This is a genomic window from Caballeronia sp. J97 (assembly GCF_905220305.1).
GTDB lineage: Bacteria > Pseudomonadota > Gammaproteobacteria > Burkholderiales > Burkholderiaceae > Caballeronia.
This window is the reverse complement of sequence record NZ_CAJMZL010000037.1, coordinates 25,903-42,616: the sequence shown is the minus strand read 5'-3', so window position 1 is coordinate 42,616 and position 16,714 is coordinate 25,903. Positions and strand designations below refer to the sequence as shown.

The 16,714-nt window shown below is 62.3% G+C and carries 15 protein-coding genes; 7 read left to right on the top strand and 8 right to left on the bottom strand.

What is annotated here, in order from left to right; genetic code table 11:
• Positions 1 to 62: 62 nt before the first annotated feature.
• On the bottom strand, positions 63 to 1,028 hold the full coding sequence (locus U4Y90_RS31340; protein WP_321800540.1) for an SDR family NAD(P)-dependent oxidoreductase: 966 nt from the start codon (positions 1,026 to 1,028) through the stop codon (positions 63 to 65).
• Positions 1,029 to 1,109: 81 nt separating this feature from the next.
• Here U4Y90_RS31340 and U4Y90_RS31335 point away from each other — a divergent pair, with 81 nt between their 5' ends.
• From U4Y90_RS31335 to U4Y90_RS31325, 3 genes are all read left to right on the top strand, one after another.
• Positions 1,110 to 2,363: a CoA transferase gene (locus U4Y90_RS31335; RefSeq protein ID WP_321800538.1), complete on the top strand. Its 1,254-nt coding sequence runs from the start codon at positions 1,110 to 1,112 to the stop codon at positions 2,361 to 2,363.
• A gap of 72 nt (positions 2,364 to 2,435) precedes the next feature.
• Positions 2,436 to 3,362 carry a LysR family transcriptional regulator gene (locus U4Y90_RS31330; protein ID WP_061178340.1) on the top strand — a complete coding sequence of 309 codons (927 nt, stop codon included), beginning with the start codon at positions 2,436 to 2,438 and terminating at the stop codon, positions 3,360 to 3,362.
• 469 nt (positions 3,363 to 3,831) lie between these two features.
• Complete coding sequence (locus U4Y90_RS31325; RefSeq protein ID WP_244206816.1) at positions 3,832 to 5,109, top strand: MFS transporter; 1,278 nt, start codon at positions 3,832 to 3,834, stop codon at positions 5,107 to 5,109.
• A gap of 218 nt (positions 5,110 to 5,327) precedes the next feature.
• On the opposite strand, the gene U4Y90_RS31320 is transcribed toward U4Y90_RS31325, so the two are convergent.
• A complete protein-coding gene (locus U4Y90_RS31320; RefSeq protein WP_321800536.1) occupies positions 5,328 to 6,209 on the bottom strand; it encodes an alpha/beta hydrolase in 882 nt (293 codons plus the stop codon).
• Between the two features lie 297 nt (positions 6,210 to 6,506).
• On the opposite strand from U4Y90_RS31320, the gene U4Y90_RS31315 reads away from it, so the two are divergent.
• The gene (locus tag U4Y90_RS31315) at positions 6,507 to 7,463 is read left to right on the top strand and encodes a LysR family transcriptional regulator (RefSeq protein ID WP_321800534.1); all 957 of its coding nucleotides are present in this window, start codon (positions 6,507 to 6,509) and stop codon (positions 7,461 to 7,463) included.
• A gap of 38 nt (positions 7,464 to 7,501) precedes the next feature.
• Here U4Y90_RS31315 and U4Y90_RS31310 read toward each other — a convergent pair whose 3' ends face one another.
• Positions 7,502 to 8,656 carry a porin gene (locus tag U4Y90_RS31310; protein ID WP_321800532.1) on the bottom strand — a complete coding sequence of 385 codons (1,155 nt, stop codon included), beginning with the start codon at positions 8,654 to 8,656 and terminating at the stop codon, positions 7,502 to 7,504.
• Positions 8,657 to 9,286: 630 nt separating this feature from the next.
• On the opposite strand from U4Y90_RS31310, the gene U4Y90_RS31305 reads away from it, so the two are divergent.
• A complete protein-coding gene (locus tag U4Y90_RS31305; RefSeq protein WP_061178343.1) occupies positions 9,287 to 9,655 on the top strand; it encodes a BON domain-containing protein in 369 nt (122 codons plus the stop codon).
• A 38-nt stretch (positions 9,656 to 9,693) separates the two neighbouring features.
• Here U4Y90_RS31305 and U4Y90_RS31300 read toward each other — a convergent pair whose 3' ends face one another.
• From U4Y90_RS31300 to U4Y90_RS31280, 5 genes are all read right to left on the bottom strand, one after another.
• Positions 9,694 to 10,503: an enoyl-CoA hydratase/isomerase family protein gene (locus U4Y90_RS31300; protein ID WP_321800531.1), complete on the bottom strand. Its 810-nt coding sequence runs from the start codon at positions 10,501 to 10,503 to the stop codon at positions 9,694 to 9,696.
• Between the two features lie 187 nt (positions 10,504 to 10,690).
• Positions 10,691 to 10,942: a hypothetical protein gene (locus U4Y90_RS31295; protein WP_321800530.1), complete on the bottom strand. Its 252-nt coding sequence runs from the start codon at positions 10,940 to 10,942 to the stop codon at positions 10,691 to 10,693.
• Between the two features lie 226 nt (positions 10,943 to 11,168).
• Positions 11,169 to 12,095, bottom strand: coding sequence for an alpha/beta hydrolase (locus U4Y90_RS31290; protein ID WP_321800528.1), 927 nt, complete (start codon positions 12,093 to 12,095; stop codon positions 11,169 to 11,171).
• Between the two features lie 174 nt (positions 12,096 to 12,269).
• Positions 12,270 to 13,202: an electron transfer flavoprotein subunit alpha/FixB family protein gene (locus U4Y90_RS31285; RefSeq protein WP_321800526.1), complete on the bottom strand. Its 933-nt coding sequence runs from the start codon at positions 13,200 to 13,202 to the stop codon at positions 12,270 to 12,272.
• A 16-nt stretch (positions 13,203 to 13,218) separates the two neighbouring features.
• On the bottom strand, positions 13,219 to 13,968 hold the full coding sequence (locus U4Y90_RS31280) for an electron transfer flavoprotein subunit beta/FixA family protein (protein WP_321800524.1): 750 nt from the start codon (positions 13,966 to 13,968) through the stop codon (positions 13,219 to 13,221).
• A gap of 254 nt (positions 13,969 to 14,222) precedes the next feature.
• On the opposite strand from U4Y90_RS31280, the gene U4Y90_RS31275 reads away from it, so the two are divergent.
• A complete protein-coding gene (locus U4Y90_RS31275; RefSeq protein ID WP_321800522.1) occupies positions 14,223 to 15,377 on the top strand; it encodes a CaiB/BaiF CoA-transferase family protein in 1,155 nt (384 codons plus the stop codon).
• A 153-nt stretch (positions 15,378 to 15,530) separates the two neighbouring features.
• A complete protein-coding gene (locus U4Y90_RS31270; RefSeq protein WP_321800520.1) occupies positions 15,531 to 16,673 on the top strand; it encodes an acyl-CoA dehydrogenase family protein in 1,143 nt (380 codons plus the stop codon).
• Positions 16,674 to 16,714: the final 41 nt, after the last annotated feature.

Here is a 16,714-nt window from a genome sequence, read left to right as displayed (position 1 = left end):
CACTGAAGTCTCCAGTTCGTCACATCCGTCTTCGCGGATGGTTTCACGCTCTTGCGAGCGGATCAATGAATGGTGAGGCCGCCGGTCGGACTGAGCGTTGCGCCCGTGAGATAAGCCGATTCGTCGGAAGCGAGAAACGCCACCACGCGACCGATATCTGTCGGCGCCGCGACGCCGAGCGGACAACCGGCGACGATCTTTTCGTATTGTTTGCGGTGATGTTCCGATACCTTGCTTGCCTCACCGAACACGGCCTCCCAGGAGGGACTGTCGCGCACGACCGTGACGCAAACGCAGTTGACGCGTATCCGGTCGCGAGCGAGTTCTCTGGCAATCACCTTGCTTGCGCGGATCAGTCCCCCCGCGAATGTCGACACGGCGGTTTGCCCCGGTGTCGGCACGCGGCCGCCTTCGGAGGTCAGGAAGATGACGCTGCCTCCTCCGCGAGGGCGCATGAAGGGCAGTGCCGCCTGAACCGGTAACAGCTTCGCGCTCGTATTCTCAGCGACGACGGCTGCCACGCGCGCCAGATCGATTTCGGCGAATGGACCGCGCACTTGCGGCGAGCGGGCCTCGTCGTCGTTGCCGCCCGCATTCGCAACGACGATGTCGATGCCGCCATATCTGCGCGCGGTCTCTTCAGCGAGTGCTGTCATATCGGCTTTTGATCGCACGTCGCCTGCGATGAAATCGGCGGTGGCGCCGCTTTGCCGCAATTCCGCGAGGACAGCGTCGGCTTTTGCAACGCTGCGCCCGCTGATCACCACGGTGGCTCCGGCCGCCGCGAGCTGCAACGCGACGCCCTTGCCGATGCCGCCGGTGCCGCCGGTGACGACGGCCACCTTCCCTTCCAGATTGCTCATTGCTGTGCGCCTTCGATGGTTTAACAAGTCGGCTCGCGCGAGCCCGAAATCAATCCTAGTCGCGCGGCTCATCCAAAGCGATTGCCGTTTTTCGAACCTGTGCTTGATGTTCCGTGAATCGGTCCGTCGACGAATGCATTCGTATCTTTGCAACGCCGCTTTCACGAACCGTCAATCGTCACTACAGATCGCCGGGGATAGCATTCGAGACAGGTCGAAGAGCACAGACAAAGCAAGGAGACAGATATGGAAGCAGCCGTTCAATCCGAGCGCGCCACGCAAGCGACAGCAGCCGACCGTCCGCTGTCGGGCATTCGCGTTCTGACCGTCGAAAACTTCATCGCCGCGCCGTTCGCGTCGATGTGGCTCGCCGATGCCGGTGCCGAAGTCGTCAAGATCGAAACGCCCGACGGCGGAGACTTTGCACGCAGCACCAGCCCGACGAAGCCCGGCGTCGACGGCAGGCCGAGCGGCTTGTCGTTCCTGCGCGCTAACCGCAACAAGAAGAGCGTAACCCTCGATCTCAAGCATCCCGAAGGCAAGCAGGTGTTCAAGTCGCTTGCGGCCGAGGCTGACGTGGTGCTGGAAAACCTGCGGCCGAACGTGATGGACCGCCTCGGCCTCGGTTATGCGGAACTCAGCCGCATCAATCCACGGCTCATCTACGCCGCCATCTCCGGTTTCGGGCACGCCGATAATCAACCGAGCCCATACGGCGACTTGCCGGCATTCGATATCGTCGGCCAGGCGATGAGCGGCCTCATGTATCGCCCTGAACGCAGCGGAGATCGCCCCGTCTATCTCGGCTTTTCGCTCGCGGATATTCAATGTGGCAATCTCGCGCTGCATGGAATCATGCTGGCGCTGCTTCATCGGGCACGCAGCGGCCGTGGCAAGAAGATCGATATCTCGATGGTCGACGCATCGCTCGTCCTCAACGAAATCTCGGTCACCATGTATTCGGCGACGAAACAGGTCGCGCCGCCGGGCGTACACGCGGTCACCGCACCCTTCGGCACGTATCGGGTGGCGGACGGCTATATCGTCATAGCGGTGATCGGTGAGCACATCTGGAAACGCTTCTGCGAGGTCATCGGCCGGCCCGAACTCGTCGGCGAGGCCTGCTTCGAAAGTGGCACATCCCGGCGGCAGAACATGAACGCGCTGAATGCGCATATCGACGCATGGCTCGACGGCAAGTGCCGCGACGAAGCCCTGGGCCTGCTTCGCGCGGGCGGCGTGCCATGCTCGACGGTGAACGACGTCCCCGATCTTTTCGCCTGCCCGCACGTCGCCGCGCGCAACATGCTGATGCAACTCGACGATCCCGTGTGGGGCACCATTCACGTCACGGGCAACCCGATCAAGATGTCCGACGTGCCCGAGCCGGAAAGCAACTTGCCGCCGCTGCTCGGCGAGCACAGCGAGGGCGTCTTACGCGACTGGCTAGGCATGAACGAAGCGCAGATCGGAGCGCTGCGCGAACGGCATGCGATCTGAACGTGTCCGGCTCCATGCCGATTGACGACCGATTAGGGCGGGCATAGGCTCTGAACTATTCAGGGAGCCGCCATGACCGGACTGAGCGTCCACACACTGACCCGACGCGTCGATTTGTTCACGTTGCGCCTGTTTCTCTCGGTCGTCGAGGAGCAGCAGATGCGGCGCGCCGCTCAGCGCGAGAACATTACCCCGCCCGCCGCAACGCGGCGCATCCAGGAGCTCGAGGAAGTCGCGGGCATCGCGCTGTTCGAGCGCATGCCGGGCGGCATGACGCCCAGCCCGGCGGGTGAAGTACTCGCGCGTCACGTGCGTCTCATGTTCGCCAATTTCGATGTCATGCGACGGGAGATCGCCGAATTCACCGAAGGTGTTCGCGGGCAGGTCGGCATCAGTTCGACGAGCACGATCATCGTTCATTTTCTGGCGAGAGAGATAGCCGATTTCCGGCGCGACTTTCCGCTCGTGGATATCGATCTGCACGAGGATGCCAACGTCAATGTCGTCGGCGCCGTGCTGTCGGGCAAGGCCGATCTCGCGATGTTCTATGCGACGAACGACGTTCACCACGAGGGTCTCGATATCGTCGAATACCGCACGGACCGGCTCGCCGCGATCGTGCCACGCAAACATCCGCTCGGCGAGCGCGCCAGCGTAACCACGGGCGATCTGCTCGACGAAGACCTGATCGGCATCTCGCCGACTACGTCGATGATGACCCAGTTGCGCCAGGCGGCGGCCGCGCTTGGCCGAGACCTGCGCCTGAAGTACACGGTGACGACCATCGAAGCGGCGCGCAGTCTCGTCAGGGCCGGGCTCGGCGTAACGATCCAGCCGGAGAGCATGCTGCCGAAGGAAGAACTCGCCGCGCTGACGATAGTGGCGCTGGACGAACCGTGGGCGAAGCGGCAACTGTGCATCGGTTCGAAGCGCGGCGTGTCGCTGACGCCCGCGGCGAGGGCGCTCATCGCGCAACTCACGGCTTCGGCCGGGGAGTGAGCGCACAGCCTCGGACTGTAGCCCGCACCGCACTTCGAACTCGCGATTTCTTCGGCCGGATCATGTCCGTGCATCCCTTCGACAACGGCCTTGGGCTCGTGGCGCAATCATTCGCCGATCGTACGGGCCGCGCGGCGCGTGCGAGCCGCATCACTGTGTGAACGCCGACTGTCATCGCCCCTCCTGATTGCGTGCGCAATCGTATAGAACAACCACCTTAGGCGCGCAATCCCGGTCGAGCAATTGCAATGATTCGAATTGGCGATTCGAATCATTCGAATCGACAGGCCGTGGCGGAATTCGGGAATATCGAAGAGGCGATTCGAAAACCATCACTAGGTTGGCCGATTTCGCCTGCCTATATTGAAGCGGCTCATTCGAAGCGTCCGCCATCAGGCATCCAAATAAACAGACAGGAGACGATGTGAACCCTTCTTCACCCCCGACACGAAGCAGCCTATTCGTGGTCATGCTGTGTTTTTTGACGATCGCGGTCGACGGCTACGATCTCATTGTCTACGGCGCGACCATCCCGCGTTTATTGGAAGAACCCGGCTGGAACCTGAGTCCCGCGAGCGCGGGGATGATCGGCAGCTGGACCCTCGCCGGACTGATGGTGGGCCTGCTCGGCGCGGGTCCGCTGTCGGATCGCATCGGGCGTCGCAAGCTCATGATGGCAGGCGTGTTGTGGTTCTCGCTCGGCTCGCTGCTCTGCGCGATCGCGCATTCGCCGCAGGCGCTCGGCATCGCGCGTTTCGTCACCGGGATCGGGCTCGGCGGCGTGGTGCCGTCGTCGGTGGCACTCACTATCGAATACGCACCGCGCAGCCGTCGCCAGCTCTACAGCGCGATCGCGCTCACGGGCTATCCGGTCGGCGGCGTGCTATGCGCGCTGCTCGCCATCGCGACGCTGCAAAGTCAAGGCTGGCGTCTGCTGTACGGCTACGGCGCGTTGTATGTGTTGATCTTGCCGGTCATGTGGTTCTTCCTTCCTGAATCCGTGAGCTATTTGCTGGACCGCGGTCGCACCGATGAAGCGCGTACGCTCGCGGCACGCTACGCAATCGATCTCGATGAAGTTGCGCGCGATGAAGAGGAGCATCGTCGAACACGCGTTGCGGCTGCGGGTGCGCGAGGGTACAGGCTGCTGACATCGCCCGAATTCCGGTCGGCGCTGCTTCTGTTCGCGCTGGTGTGCTTCTGCGGGCAACTCGTCGTCTATGGCCTCAACGCGTGGTTGCCGCAGTTGATGCGCAAGTCCGGTTATGCGCTCGGCTCGTCGCTGCAGTTTCTGCTGGTGATGCAGTGCGGCGCCGTGTTGGGGAACCTGACAGGATCGTGGCTCGCGGACCGGCTGGGACCGAAGCGCGTACTCGTGCCGTTCTTTCTGATCGGCGCGGTCTCGTTGCTCGTGCTGAGCCAGAAGCCGGATTACGTGTGGCTCACGCTCGCGGTATTCGGCGCGGGCCTCGGTTCGATCGGCTCGGTGACGCTCGGCTACGGTTATATCGGCGCATACTTTCCGGCATCGTGCCGTGGCTCTGCGATCGGCGCCGCGCAAGGTATCGGGCGCATCGGCTCGATTCTCGGACCGATGATCGGCGGATGGGTGCTCGGCTCGAACCTCGATCATCACTGGAACTTCTACGCGTTCGCGATTCCCGCCGTGATCGCCGCAGTGGTCGTGACGTTGATTCCGAGGGCCGCGCCATGCGAAGTCGAGTATGTGCAGGCAAAGAGCACATGACAGCGGTGAGCGATAGGTGAAATGCACGCGCGATGATTGATGCACGCTCGCCGAGGGGAGGGGGAGTGTGCATCGCGCCGGTACTTCGCTGGTCGAAGTGCCGGCTTATTCGCATCTGCGTGCGCGTGAGTCGCGCGCAATTCGCAGAGTAGGGCTTATGCACGGTTAAATCTCCGGCTTGCGACGCAATCCAGAATGGCGAGGCAAGTAAGGCGCCGTCACGCGCAGTCGTAGAGACGCCGGGTACGCGGCCGTTCAGCTTGTGCAATCTTCACGATGTATCGCATCGCCTCTTCACCATATATGTCGTTGCCTTCCCAAGCGCTTCCGTGTCCGGCGTCCCGCAAGTTCACATACTCGGCATGTGGGCACAACCTCAGAAACTCCGCGACGCCCGTGTCGCTCACCACATCGGAGTGTTCGCCACGCATCAGCATCGTAGGCAACGTGAGCTTGCGCGCGGACGCGCACAGCCGTTGACGGCGGCGACCCATATCGCGTGGCCATGCAACGAAATGCGGATCCCAGCGCCAGCGATGGCTACTCTCGTCCCTCGGCCGCAAACAAAGCGCGGTCGGCGAGTGGATGGCATCGTCGCGTGGTTCGAAGCGACTGGACCCGCGCCGCAGCGATGACTGGATTCGGGCCACGCCCGCGGGTTCCGTTTGCGGCGCAATGTTGACGAGAATGAGGGCACGCGCGTCCACATAGCCTTCTCCGACCGCGAGCAGGCTGGTCGCACCGCCCGTCGCTGCGCCGACGAGCACGGGACGCAGCATGCCCAACGACGACGCGATGCTTTCCAGATCGCGCACCATGGCAAGCTGGCTGTAGTTTGCGTCCGGCGGCCAACCAGAGTCTCCGTGACCGCGGGCATCGAATGAGACGGCGAAGAAGCCTGCCTCGCCGAGCATCATGCCCGTCCGGCGCCATGAGTGGCGTGTCTGTCCCGCGCCATGCAGCAGAATCACAGGAATGCCGCTGGGGTCGCCCCACGAGTCGCCAGCCAGAAGAACGCCGTCTGCGCTTCTCAACCGATGCATGGGTCGGGAATCGTTTATCGGAAGCGTGCGTGCGTGGACTGAGGACATCATTTTCATCTGCTTGCTCTTGACCTTGTTTCGAGGGCGTAGACCGAATTTCTTTAGGTCTCGCATATGCCCAATCTCAAGGCGAAGCGTGCCCGTGTCAACCGCTTGATGCATATTGTTCCGTATATCGAATTGACCGCGACAATTCCTCAGCATGGCCAAGAACGCTTCGAGAGGGGATCGACGATTGGCTTGAACGGTGCTTTCCGCTAACATCAGGCTCTCTCGATTCTTCCGCAAGCGGCGCTCATCACCGCTTCATGTTCGCGGACCGACTTCTTTTCGACACTCAACACAGAACCCAAGATGGACAGGCTCCAAGCGATGCGCACATTCGTCCGGGTGGCGGAAGAGGGCAGCTTCACCGTCGCAGCAGAGCGCATGGGCATCGCCACGGCGGTCGCGTCGCGCGCCGTATCCAGCCTGGAAGCGCACTTGCGCACGCGGCTCTTCAATCGCAGCACGCGGCGTGTCGCGCTAACGGAAGCCGGACAGCGCTATCTGCAACGCTGCCAGCACATTCTCGGCTACATCGAGGAAACGGAGGCAGAAGCGGCAGACGCCCAGGCGCGACCTTCCGGGCGCTTGCGCGTGCATGCCACGACGGGCTTCGGGCAGGCCTACATGGTGCCGGGCGTTATCCGCTATCAGGAGCAATATCCTTCAGTCACGGTCGATCTGACGCTCTCGCAGCATGTGCCCGACATCCTCGACGAAGGTTACGACGTCACGCTCCAGGTGAGCCCCGCCGAACTGCCCGATTCAGGGCTGGTTTCGCTGCGGCTCGGCACGGTGCACAGCGTGCTGTGCGCCGCTCCCGAATATCTGCGCGATCACGGCACGCCGCAATGCGTCGAGGATCTCGCGACACATCCTTGCTTGCAGATCGTCACGCATGTCTTCCCCCGAGACTGCTGGCATCTGGACGGACCCAACGGTCGCGAAACGCTCGCGCTCAAGCCGACGACGTTTCAGGTGAATATTGCCGAAGCGCTTGCAGGCGCATTGCGAGAGGGAATCGGCATCGGAGCCCTGCCGATGTCGTCAGCCGTGCCCGCGCTCGCGAGCGGGGCACTCGTGCGCGTGCTGTCGGAGTACCAGTTGCAGCAGTTGACGGTATACGCGCTATACGCCTCGCGCGAGTATCTCGACGCGAAAATCAGGACCTTCGTCGACTTTCTCAAAGACTACATTCCGATGTCGCTCGCCGCCGGCGACGCCGCGCTGAGCGTACAGAAAAAAGCGGCCCGCAAGGGCCGCTAGTCAACTAGGCGCACGTGCGCCGACACATTCAGGCATACTCAGAACTTGTGCCGCATCGCGATCCGCACGAGCACCTGGTTCTTGGTCGTCGATGCATCCGGCGCGGCCGTCCCGCCCGTACCGAAAGTGTCCGGAGCGAGCGATGCAACGGGCGCATCGCCGACCGCGCGCTGCCACGCGCCGAGCAGGTAGACGTCGGTGCGCTTGCTGAGGAAGTAGTCGGCGATCAACTGGACCTGGTGATACTTCGGGCTCGCATCGGTCGAATGCAGCTTGCCGTCGGTGAAACTATAGATGCCGGCGAGCGAGAGGGCCGGCGTGAGGAAGTAGTTGGCATTGACTTCGTAGTTATCGAAGCTGAGCCGGTCGGTCGCCGAATCGAATTTCGAGTGGCTGTAGACGAATGCCACTCTGCCGCCATTGAACGAATACGCGCCGCCCCCGGCTATCACGTCTTCCCTGGTCACGGCCGAGGGCAGCCCGCTGGTTCCCAGGGCGGAGGTGCGCGTTACGTTGATGTAGTCGCCGGAAATCGCGCCCACCGTGTTGCTGTTGGGCGAATTCAGGTGCAGGTAACCCACGGCGAGATTGACCGACGAAACAGCATACGATGCCCCGAGGCTCCAGACACGATTGCTCGCGAAACCGGAGTTCGCGGCGCCGGTATTGGCACTGTTGCTAAAGCCGTACAGGCCGCCGAACTTGAGGCCGCGAAAATCGGGACTCGCGTACTTCACCGAATTGTTGATGCGAAAGTCGTTGTCGAGATTGTCATTGTCGAACGGGTGCGCGAGGCCGGTATAGGGAATGCCGCTTAGCGCCTGGACGTAGTCGACGACGGAGTCGTACTGCCGTCCGAGGGTGAGGCTGCCGAACCTGGCGTGACTCACGCCGACCCATGCCTGCCGGCCGAACTCGCGACCGCCCTGCTGGAGCGAGCCTGTGGCGAGCGCAAAGCCGTTCTCCAGCTGGAAGATGGCTTTCAGTCCGCCCCCCAGATCTTCGACGCCCTTCAAGCCCCATCGGTTGCCCTGGAGCACGCCGGTCGTCATCGTGAAATTGGACTTTCCGCCGTCGTTGTTGATGTAGTTGAAGCCCGCATCGAGCAGGCCGTATAACGTCACGCTGCTTTGCGCGTGGGCCATGCCCGCGCAGGAACTGAGTGCCGCAACGATTAAAATTCGCTTCTTCATCGACCAGTCTCCATGTTATGTCGGTAAGGAATGTATTCCAAACTCGTGACGCTTTCGAATTGCTCAGGCATCCGGAAGTTGCGCGCGTGTGCTGTTCTCGTGAATACACACGTCACGTCTTTTTTGCACACAATGAAGCTCGTGGTCATCGCCCGTCAACGCAGACCCGCAAAACATTCCGTACTTCGAGACGCCGAAGTTGTCTTCGAACCCTGTGAGGAGAAATTCGGCACGAAACCGCAGCGACAACTTGAATCTGGCCGTTGAAATACATGAAGAGAAGAGGGGGATACGTCCTCGAAGCCACGCTGCTTCGCGGCAATTGGATGGTAAGGCCGCGAGCGGCGGCCCAGCCTGCCTGATCGGGCCAACGGACATAGACGTCTGGCGTATTTCCGAAGAACGGAACAGAAAGCCGCAGTCCGTTGACCCGCGGCGCGGCGCGTCTATGATCAAACACTGCTCGCTGCGGAATGGATCGCTTCCCGGCGAGCTTTTTTTGCGTCGTCGAAATAGCGTTACACGCCATTACCAGCATGAGGAAGGCGGCTATTCGAAGCGACACATAACACCATCCAATGGCTCTTCTTCCCGGAAGTAGCGCAGCATCTCGACAGGAGGAAACACTCTATGAAGGCAACTCAGGCATTCAAGCTGGCTGTCAGTGTCATGTTAATCGGCGCGTCGCTTCAGGCGTACGGTCAGGATGCCTCCGCACCCGTCGGAGGCGCGAGCGAGACGGCTCGCACCGCTGCGCAGCAGAACAAGGCTGCAAGAGCCGCCAACCGGGCGCTCTCCCGTAGGGTGCGCGCCGCGCTCGCAAAGGACAAGAATATCGATGTCGCCAACGTTACCGTGCGCGCGAAAGAGGGTGCAGTGACGCTGCAGGGTACGGTGCCGGATTCATCACAAATCGACCGCGCTACCGGGGTTGCGCAGAGGGTAGCCGGCGTCACCTCGCTTAAGAACGCGCTCACGGTTCGCCCTGCGGGAAGTTGAGCGAGCGCGGTTGACACCGCGCATCGCCGTGCCGCTGCCTACTGGGGTAACCGGGCTGAAGGAAAGTCCGGCTGTCGCTTGCCGCGCATTGCTGTCACGCCTTCTTTTACGTCTCCGCTGAGGAAGCACAACATCTCCATGGCGAGCGAGTTGTCGAAAATGGGTCCCGCCATGCGCATCCAGTTGTTGAGCGACTTCTTGGTCGCGCGGATCGCGGTCTGGCTACCGCGCGCCAGATTGGCCGCGATGGCGAGCGATTTGGTCAGCACGTTGGAACGCGGCGCACAGAAGGAGACGAGGCCGATACGTTCGGCCTCTTTGCCGTCGACGAAGTCCGCCGTCATCAGGTAGTACTTGGCCTTGGCCATGCCGCAGAGCAGCGGCCATATGATGGCGCCGTGATCGCCCGCCGACACGCCCAGACGCGCGTGGCCGTCGGTCAGGCGTGCGTCTTCCGCCATCACGCTGACGTCCGCGAGCAGCGCGACGACAAGCCCCGCTCCCACGGCTGTTCCGTTGATGGCGGAGATGATGGGCTTATCGCAGGCCAGCATGTTGTAGACGAGGTCGGAGGCTTCCTTCATCACACGCATGGTTGCTTCTTGACTGGTCGACATCTCTTCGACCACGGATAGATCTCCGCCCGCAGAAAAGGCTCGATCGCCCGCACCCGTTACCACGATCGCCTTGACCGTTGGATCATCGTTGGCCACGCCCCAAACCTGCGTGAGTTCCCAGTGCATTCTGTTATTGGTCGCGTTCATGACCTCCGGACGGTTCAGTGTGATGAGCAATACGCCGTCAGCCTGGCGCTCGAACAGAAGGAACTGAAAGTCTTCGTATCGCATGTGTGATTCCAGAGTTGAGTTGAACGATGACGACGTACATTGAACTCGCCAACATCGAAGGCTGCAATGCATGTGGCGCGGTCGTTCCGTACTTTGACCATCCTGCGAAATCGGTCTGCTCAAACCGGGGACGGCCCCTTGGAACACCGCAGATGCTGCCGCCGCGCTCATTAGCTCCGTCGCTTGCTCAATCAAACATACGTTCGCGAGATGAACGTTCGTGATGCTCATTCACCTGGCGAGTTGTGCAGTCAAAGTACGGAACGGGTTGATCGGCGCCGTTGACACTAGGTTGCGGCGGGTCGCACGATGAATGCAATGACAAACGCATTTGCAGCGGGTGGCCGAAGCGGGAGATGGTGATGGACGTGACGAGAAAGACCTTGCGCGACGTAATCGAGAGTTGGCTGACACCGAACGGCGCGATCCCTTTTCGCATTCACTTTCTGCGGCGTGCGGCATGCAGACGATGCGTGAGGATCGATGCCCGGGCGGCGAAGGGCGACGTCGCGATCTGCTTCTTCCAGCACGAAGACGGCGCGTGGCATGTATTCCCGCCGCTGCCGCGTCACGCGACGATGCGCATCGCCTAGCCGTCGCCGATGCATGTGCTCGGGTTAGTTCGAAACGCGTTAGTCAGACAGCAGCGCACGTCGACGCAGCGATCACGCGACGAGGCCGCGGAGCCGTTCACAGATGAAGCCGAGCGCGCGGCGGCTGCCGGGAAGCACGCCGATCATCATCAGAAAGCCATGCATCTGCCCCTGTGCACGAAGATGATGAACTGGCACGCCTGCCTGTTCGAGGCGCCGAGCATACGCTTCACCCTCGTCGCGCAGTACGTCGTGTTCCGCGGTGACGATGATCGCCTCCGGCAATGTGGAGAGATCGGCTTCACGCAATGGCGATGCGAGACTCGCATGTCGGGCCGTGTCGGTTGGCGCATAGTGCGTCCAATACCACATCATCACCTCGCGATTGGTCAGAAGCTGATTCTCCGGTGCGACGTACGACGGTCGATCGAAAGTGCAGTCGGTCACTGGATAGACGAGCAGCTGACCTTTGAGTCGCACCGTGCGTTCGTGACGGGCGAGCAGCGTCACCGCGATCGCGAGATTCGCGCCCGCGCTGTCGCCGCCCACGAGCACCGGCAATTCGACGCCGAGCAACGCGATCCGTTGCGCGGCGAGCCACTGCGTCGCTTGCCATGCATTGTGTACCGGCCCCGGGAACGCGTGCTCCGGCGCCTTCCGGTATTCGACAAGCGCAACGGCGACACCCGCTCCCGCAGCGATCTCCCGGCAGAGCGGCGTGAATTCGTCGACTCCACCGACGACCCAGCCGCCGCCATGGAAGTACACGACCAGTGCTTGCGGTCTTTCGTCCGGCACGAAGAGGCGCGCACGGAGTATGCCGCCGTCGACGGGGATATCAAGTGGAACGATGGCGTGTACCTCGGCGCCGGCGGACAGGATCGTAGTGATTTGCGCAAATGCGGCGCGCGCCTCTTCGGGCGTCATCTGATGACGTGGCTTCGATGCTACCGCGGCGAGCTTGTCCATGAACGCGAGGGTTTCGAGGTCCAGGCTCATGACTCAAAGCGCCTGACGGCGTGACGAAGCGCGGTATTGCGGGAGCCGGCCGGCGGGCGGTGCGATGCGGGCTTCGGGTGCATCGGGTGCCTCTCTGGTTTTATCGTGCGTTACGTACACGTCACGCACACGTTACGCACGGTTGCTCGTCCGTCCGCGCTTGCGCGGGTGGCTCTACAGTTCGCTTGCGAGTTCCGGCACGAGCGCGAAGAGATCGCCGACGACACCGTAATCGGCCACGCTGAAGATCGGCGCTTCCGCATCCTTGTTGATCGCGACGATCACCTTCGAATCCTTCATACCCGCCAGATGCTGGATCGCGCCGGAGATGCCGACCGCGATATAGAGCTGCGGTGCGACGATCTTGCCGGTCTGGCCGACCTGATAATCGTTCGGCACGTAGCCCGCATCGACTGCTGCGCGCGATGCGCCCAGCGCTGCGCCCAGCTTGTCCGCCAGCGGCTCCAGCACCTTCGTGTAATTTTCGCCGCTGCCCAGGCCGCGACCGCCCGACACGATGATGCTCGCGCTCGTGAGTTCCGGGCGATCCAGTTTCGTCACTTCACGGCTGACGAACTGCGACTTGCCCGCGTCCGCCGCTGCGTTGATTTTCTCGACCGATGCGCTGCCGCCTTCGGCCGCAACCGGATCGAACCCCGTCGCGCGCACCGTGATGACCTTGATCGGATCGCTCGACTGAACCGTTGCTATCGCGTTGCCCGCGTAGATCGGACGCTCGAAGGTATCGGCACTGTCGACTTTCGTGATGTCGGAGATCTGTGCGACGTCCAGCATCGCCGCGATGCGCGGCGCGACGTTCTTGCCATACGCAGTGGCCGGCGCGAGGACGTGCGAATAATCCTTCGCGATGTTCAGCACGGTCGCCTCGACGTTTTCCGCCAGCCCCGCTTCGAGCTGGGGCGCGTCGGCCAGCAGCACTCTGGAAACGCCTGCGATTTTCGCCGCCGCGTCCGCCGCGCCTTGGGCGTCGTGGCCCGCGACGAGCACGTGAATGTCGCCGCCGATCTTCGCTGCTGCCGCAACCGTATTCAGCGTCGCGGCCTTGAGCGACGCGTTGTCGTGTTCCGCGATTACGAGAATCGTCATGTCTTTCTGCTCCCTCTCACAGTACCTTGGCTTCGGTCTTCAGCTTTTCGACCAGTGTCTTCACATCCGGCACCTTCACGCCGGCCGCCCGCTTCGCTGGTTCGGCAACTTTCAGTGTCTTGATCCGCGGCGCGACATCTACGCCGAGGTCTTCGGGCTTCACGGTTTCCAGCGGCTTCTTTTTCGCCTTCATGATGTTCGGCAGCGTCACGTAGCGCGGCTCATTCAGGCGCAGGTCGGTCGTGACGACGGCCGGCAGCTTCAGCGAAAGCGTTTCCGTGCCGCCGTCCACTTCGCGCGAGACAGTTGCGAGGCCGTCGGCGATTGTTATCTTCGATGCGAACGTCGCTTGCGGGAAGCCGGCCAGCGCAGCCAGCATCTGCCCGGTCTGGTTCGAGTCGTCGTCGATGGCCTGCTTGCCGAGGATCACCAACTGCGGCTGCTCCTTGTCGACCAGCGCTTTGAGCACCTTTGCGACGCCCAGCGGCTCGACGCCGTCGTTCGACTGCACGAGGATCGCGCGATCCGCGCCGATCGCCAGCGCCGTGCGCAGCGTTTCCTGCGCCTGCGCGACGCCGACCGACACGGCGATCACTTCTGTCGCGACACCTGCTTCCTTCAGCCGGACCGCTGCTTCCATGGCGATTTCATCGAACGGGTTCATCGACATCTTCACGCTCGCGATGTCGACGCCCGACTGATCTGATTTGACGCCGACCTTCACGTTCGCGTCCACGACACGCTTGACGGGGACCAGTACCTTCACTTTGCATCTCCTTTCCATTCAACATTGACGCGAAGGCCGCGTGTGCGGCCATTGCATTGGCATGGTGTTCACAGTGGCGGTTCGATCGGCTTGGCGTCAATACCGCTCGCACGATGGTTCCGTACTTCGGAAGGCCGCGGAATAGTCCCACCAGCGGTTTCGACTGGGGCGAAATGCCGGTTCGATAAATCGAAATTGGACTGCTTGCCTGACACGCGTAAGCTTGAACGGAGGCTTCCATGGAGACACTCGCGATGCATAACGCTAAAGGGCCGCTTGCAGGAATCAGGATCGTGGAACTAGGTGGTGTAGGGCCTGTGCCGTTCTGCTGCATGCTGTTGTCGGATCTTGGGGCCGATGTCATTCGTATCGACCGGCCGCCCGGCTATGACGGCGGTCAGCCCGGCGATCCCCGCTTGAACCTGCTGAATCGCGGCCGACGCAGCGCCGCACTCGATCTGAAGAAAAAGGAAGCGGCCGAGGCGATCCTCAAGCTCGCCGGTCAGGCCGACGCGTTGATCGAGGGCTTTCGCCCGGGCGTCGCGGAGAAGCTGGGACTCGGACCCGACGCTTGCCTTGCGGCGAACCCCGCGCTCGTCTACGGCCGCATGACCGGCTGGGGGCAGTATGGGCCGCTTGCGCAGGCGCCGGGCCACGACATCAACTACATCTCGCTGAGCGGCGTGCTGCACTCGGTCGGCGTGGCTGGCGGACCGCCCGTGATTCCCCTCAATCTGGCGGGCGATTTCGGCGGCGGCTCGCTGTATCTCGCGCTCGGCGTGGTATCGGCGATTCTCGAGAGCAAGCGCTCGGGGAAGGGGCAGGTCGTGGACGCCGCGATGGTCGATGGCTCCGCTTCGCTGATGACGCTCTTCTACGGAATGTTCGCGAGCGGGTACTGGAAGGACGAGCGCGGCAGCAATCGTCTGGACTCCGGTGCGCCCTGGTACAACGTGTACGAGACTGCCGACGGCCGCTGGCTCAGCATCGGCTCGAACGAAGCGCGTTTCTGGCGCAATACGCTGGCGATGCTGGGCTTGCGCGAGGAAGAGATGCCTGACCAGCACGATCGTTCCCGCTGGCCGGAGATGCATGCGAAGTTCGCCGCGATTTTCCGAACGCGTACCCGCGACGAATGGTGCGCGCTCGCCGAGGGCCGCGATGTCTGCATCGCGCCGGTCATGTCGCTGGCGGAAGCGCCGGACCATCCGCATTTGCGCGCACGACAGACGTTCGTCGAACGCGACGGCGTCGTCCAGCCCGCGCCCGCGCCACGCTTCAGCAGAACGCCCGGCGAGATCCAGTCGGCGCCTGCGCTGCCCGGCGAGCATACCGACGAGGTGCTCGGCGACTGGGGATTTACCGCCATCGAACTCGAAAGGCTGCGCGAGGCCGGCGCGATCGCGTGACGTCGCCGCGGCCGTATGGGCCGTAGCCGATTTCGATATGTCGAATCGTCACTTCAGAAACGGTCAGTTGGTTTGCGGCGCGTGAAGTCATAAGCTCGTTCCACGATGAACATGCGGCTGCTTCAGCAGACGTCAACACATGGAGCGAAGACAATGGCTAACTTTCTCGACGACTCGCAAACGATGTGGCTCGAAACCGTGAACAAGTTCATGGACAACGAGATCACGGTCGAATACGTGCGCAAATGCGACACGAACCGCGACTACCCGTACGAAGCGTATGAAAAAATCGCGCAGCAAGGTTGGCTCGGCATCCTGATTCCGGAAACCGAAGGCGGTTCGGGCGGCGACATCTTCGACTATTCGCTGATGGCCGAAGGGCTCGGCAAGTTCGGCTTCGACTTCGCGTGCTCGGTGCTGGTGCCGACGTTCACCGCGATGAACATCATCAAATTCGGCACGCCGGCGCAGAAGAAGCAATACGTGCAGCCATTCATCGACGGCAAGATCCGCTTCTCGGTGTCCATCTCCGAACCCGATGCAGGCTCCGACGCCGCGAACACGAAGACGCGCGCACGTCGCGACAGCAACGGCGACTGGGTCGTCAGCGGCCAGAAGCTCTGGTGCAGCGGCGCCGCCGCGAAGAACACCGTGATCGCGATGCTGGTGCGAACGAGCACGGATGACAAGCACAAGGGCCTGTCGGTGCTGCTCATTCCGAACGACACGCCGGGCATGGTGATCAACAAGCTGCCGACGTTGTCGCGTCACGCGACGGGCACGACCGAGATCTTCCTCGACGAAGTGCGCGTGCCGGCCGATGCGCTGCTGGGCGAGGAAGGGCAGGGCTGGAAAATCATCACCGAACACCTCGAACTCGAACGTTGTGCGGTGGCCGCGGCTTATACGGGCAATGCACAGCAGGCCGTCACGACGGCCACGCGTTACGCACACGATCGTATTCAGTTCGAGCACCAACTGTACGACTTCCAGGTGATTCGCCACATGCTCGCCGACTGCCAGACCAAGGTCGACGCCGCGCGCCTGCTGTGCTATCGCGCCGCGCGGATGGCAGCCGATCATGTGCCGTGCAGCCGCGAAGTGTCGATGGCGAAGCTGTACGGCTCGGAAACGCTGAAGGAAAGCGCGCTGGCTGGCATGCAGATTCTCGGAGGCTACGCGAATCTGCCGGAAGCGGACATGGAGCGTTACCTGCGCGAGAGCATCCAGTCGACGATCGGCGGCGGCACGTCGCAGATCCAGCGCACGATCATCGCGAAGTCGATGCGCCAGTAACCTTTTTCCATCTGTCGCCGGCGCGGCGCGCTTGACGCCGC

Coding starts and splice junctions, on each gene's coding strand:
- U4Y90_RS31290 (WP_321800528.1), bottom strand. CDS start 12,095: ATGAGCCTGGACCTCGAAACCCTCGCGTTCATGGACAAGCTCGCCGCG.
- U4Y90_RS31270 (WP_321800520.1), top strand. CDS start 15,531: ATGGCTAACTTTCTCGACGACTCGCAAACGATGTGGCTCGAAACCGTG.
- U4Y90_RS31325 (WP_244206816.1), top strand. CDS start 3,832: ATGCTGTGTTTTTTGACGATCGCGGTCGACGGCTACGATCTCATTGTC.
- U4Y90_RS31275 (WP_321800522.1), top strand. CDS start 14,223: ATGCATAACGCTAAAGGGCCGCTTGCAGGAATCAGGATCGTGGAACTA.
- U4Y90_RS31300 (WP_321800531.1), bottom strand. CDS start 10,503: ATGCGATACGAAGACTTTCAGTTCCTTCTGTTCGAGCGCCAGGCTGAC.
- U4Y90_RS31320 (WP_321800536.1), bottom strand. CDS start 6,209: ATGAAAATGATGTCCTCAGTCCACGCACGCACGCTTCCGATAAACGAT.
- U4Y90_RS31305 (WP_061178343.1), top strand. CDS start 9,287: ATGAAGGCAACTCAGGCATTCAAGCTGGCTGTCAGTGTCATGTTAATC.
- U4Y90_RS31330 (WP_061178340.1), top strand. CDS start 2,436: ATGACCGGACTGAGCGTCCACACACTGACCCGACGCGTCGATTTGTTC.
- U4Y90_RS31335 (WP_321800538.1), top strand. CDS start 1,110: ATGGAAGCAGCCGTTCAATCCGAGCGCGCCACGCAAGCGACAGCAGCC.
- U4Y90_RS31295 (WP_321800530.1), bottom strand. CDS start 10,942: ATGCGAAAAGGGATCGCGCCGTTCGGTGTCAGCCAACTCTCGATTACG.
- U4Y90_RS31285 (WP_321800526.1), bottom strand. CDS start 13,202: ATGACGATTCTCGTAATCGCGGAACACGACAACGCGTCGCTCAAGGCC.
- U4Y90_RS31310 (WP_321800532.1), bottom strand. CDS start 8,656: ATGAAGAAGCGAATTTTAATCGTTGCGGCACTCAGTTCCTGCGCGGGC.
- U4Y90_RS31315 (WP_321800534.1), top strand. CDS start 6,507: ATGGACAGGCTCCAAGCGATGCGCACATTCGTCCGGGTGGCGGAAGAG.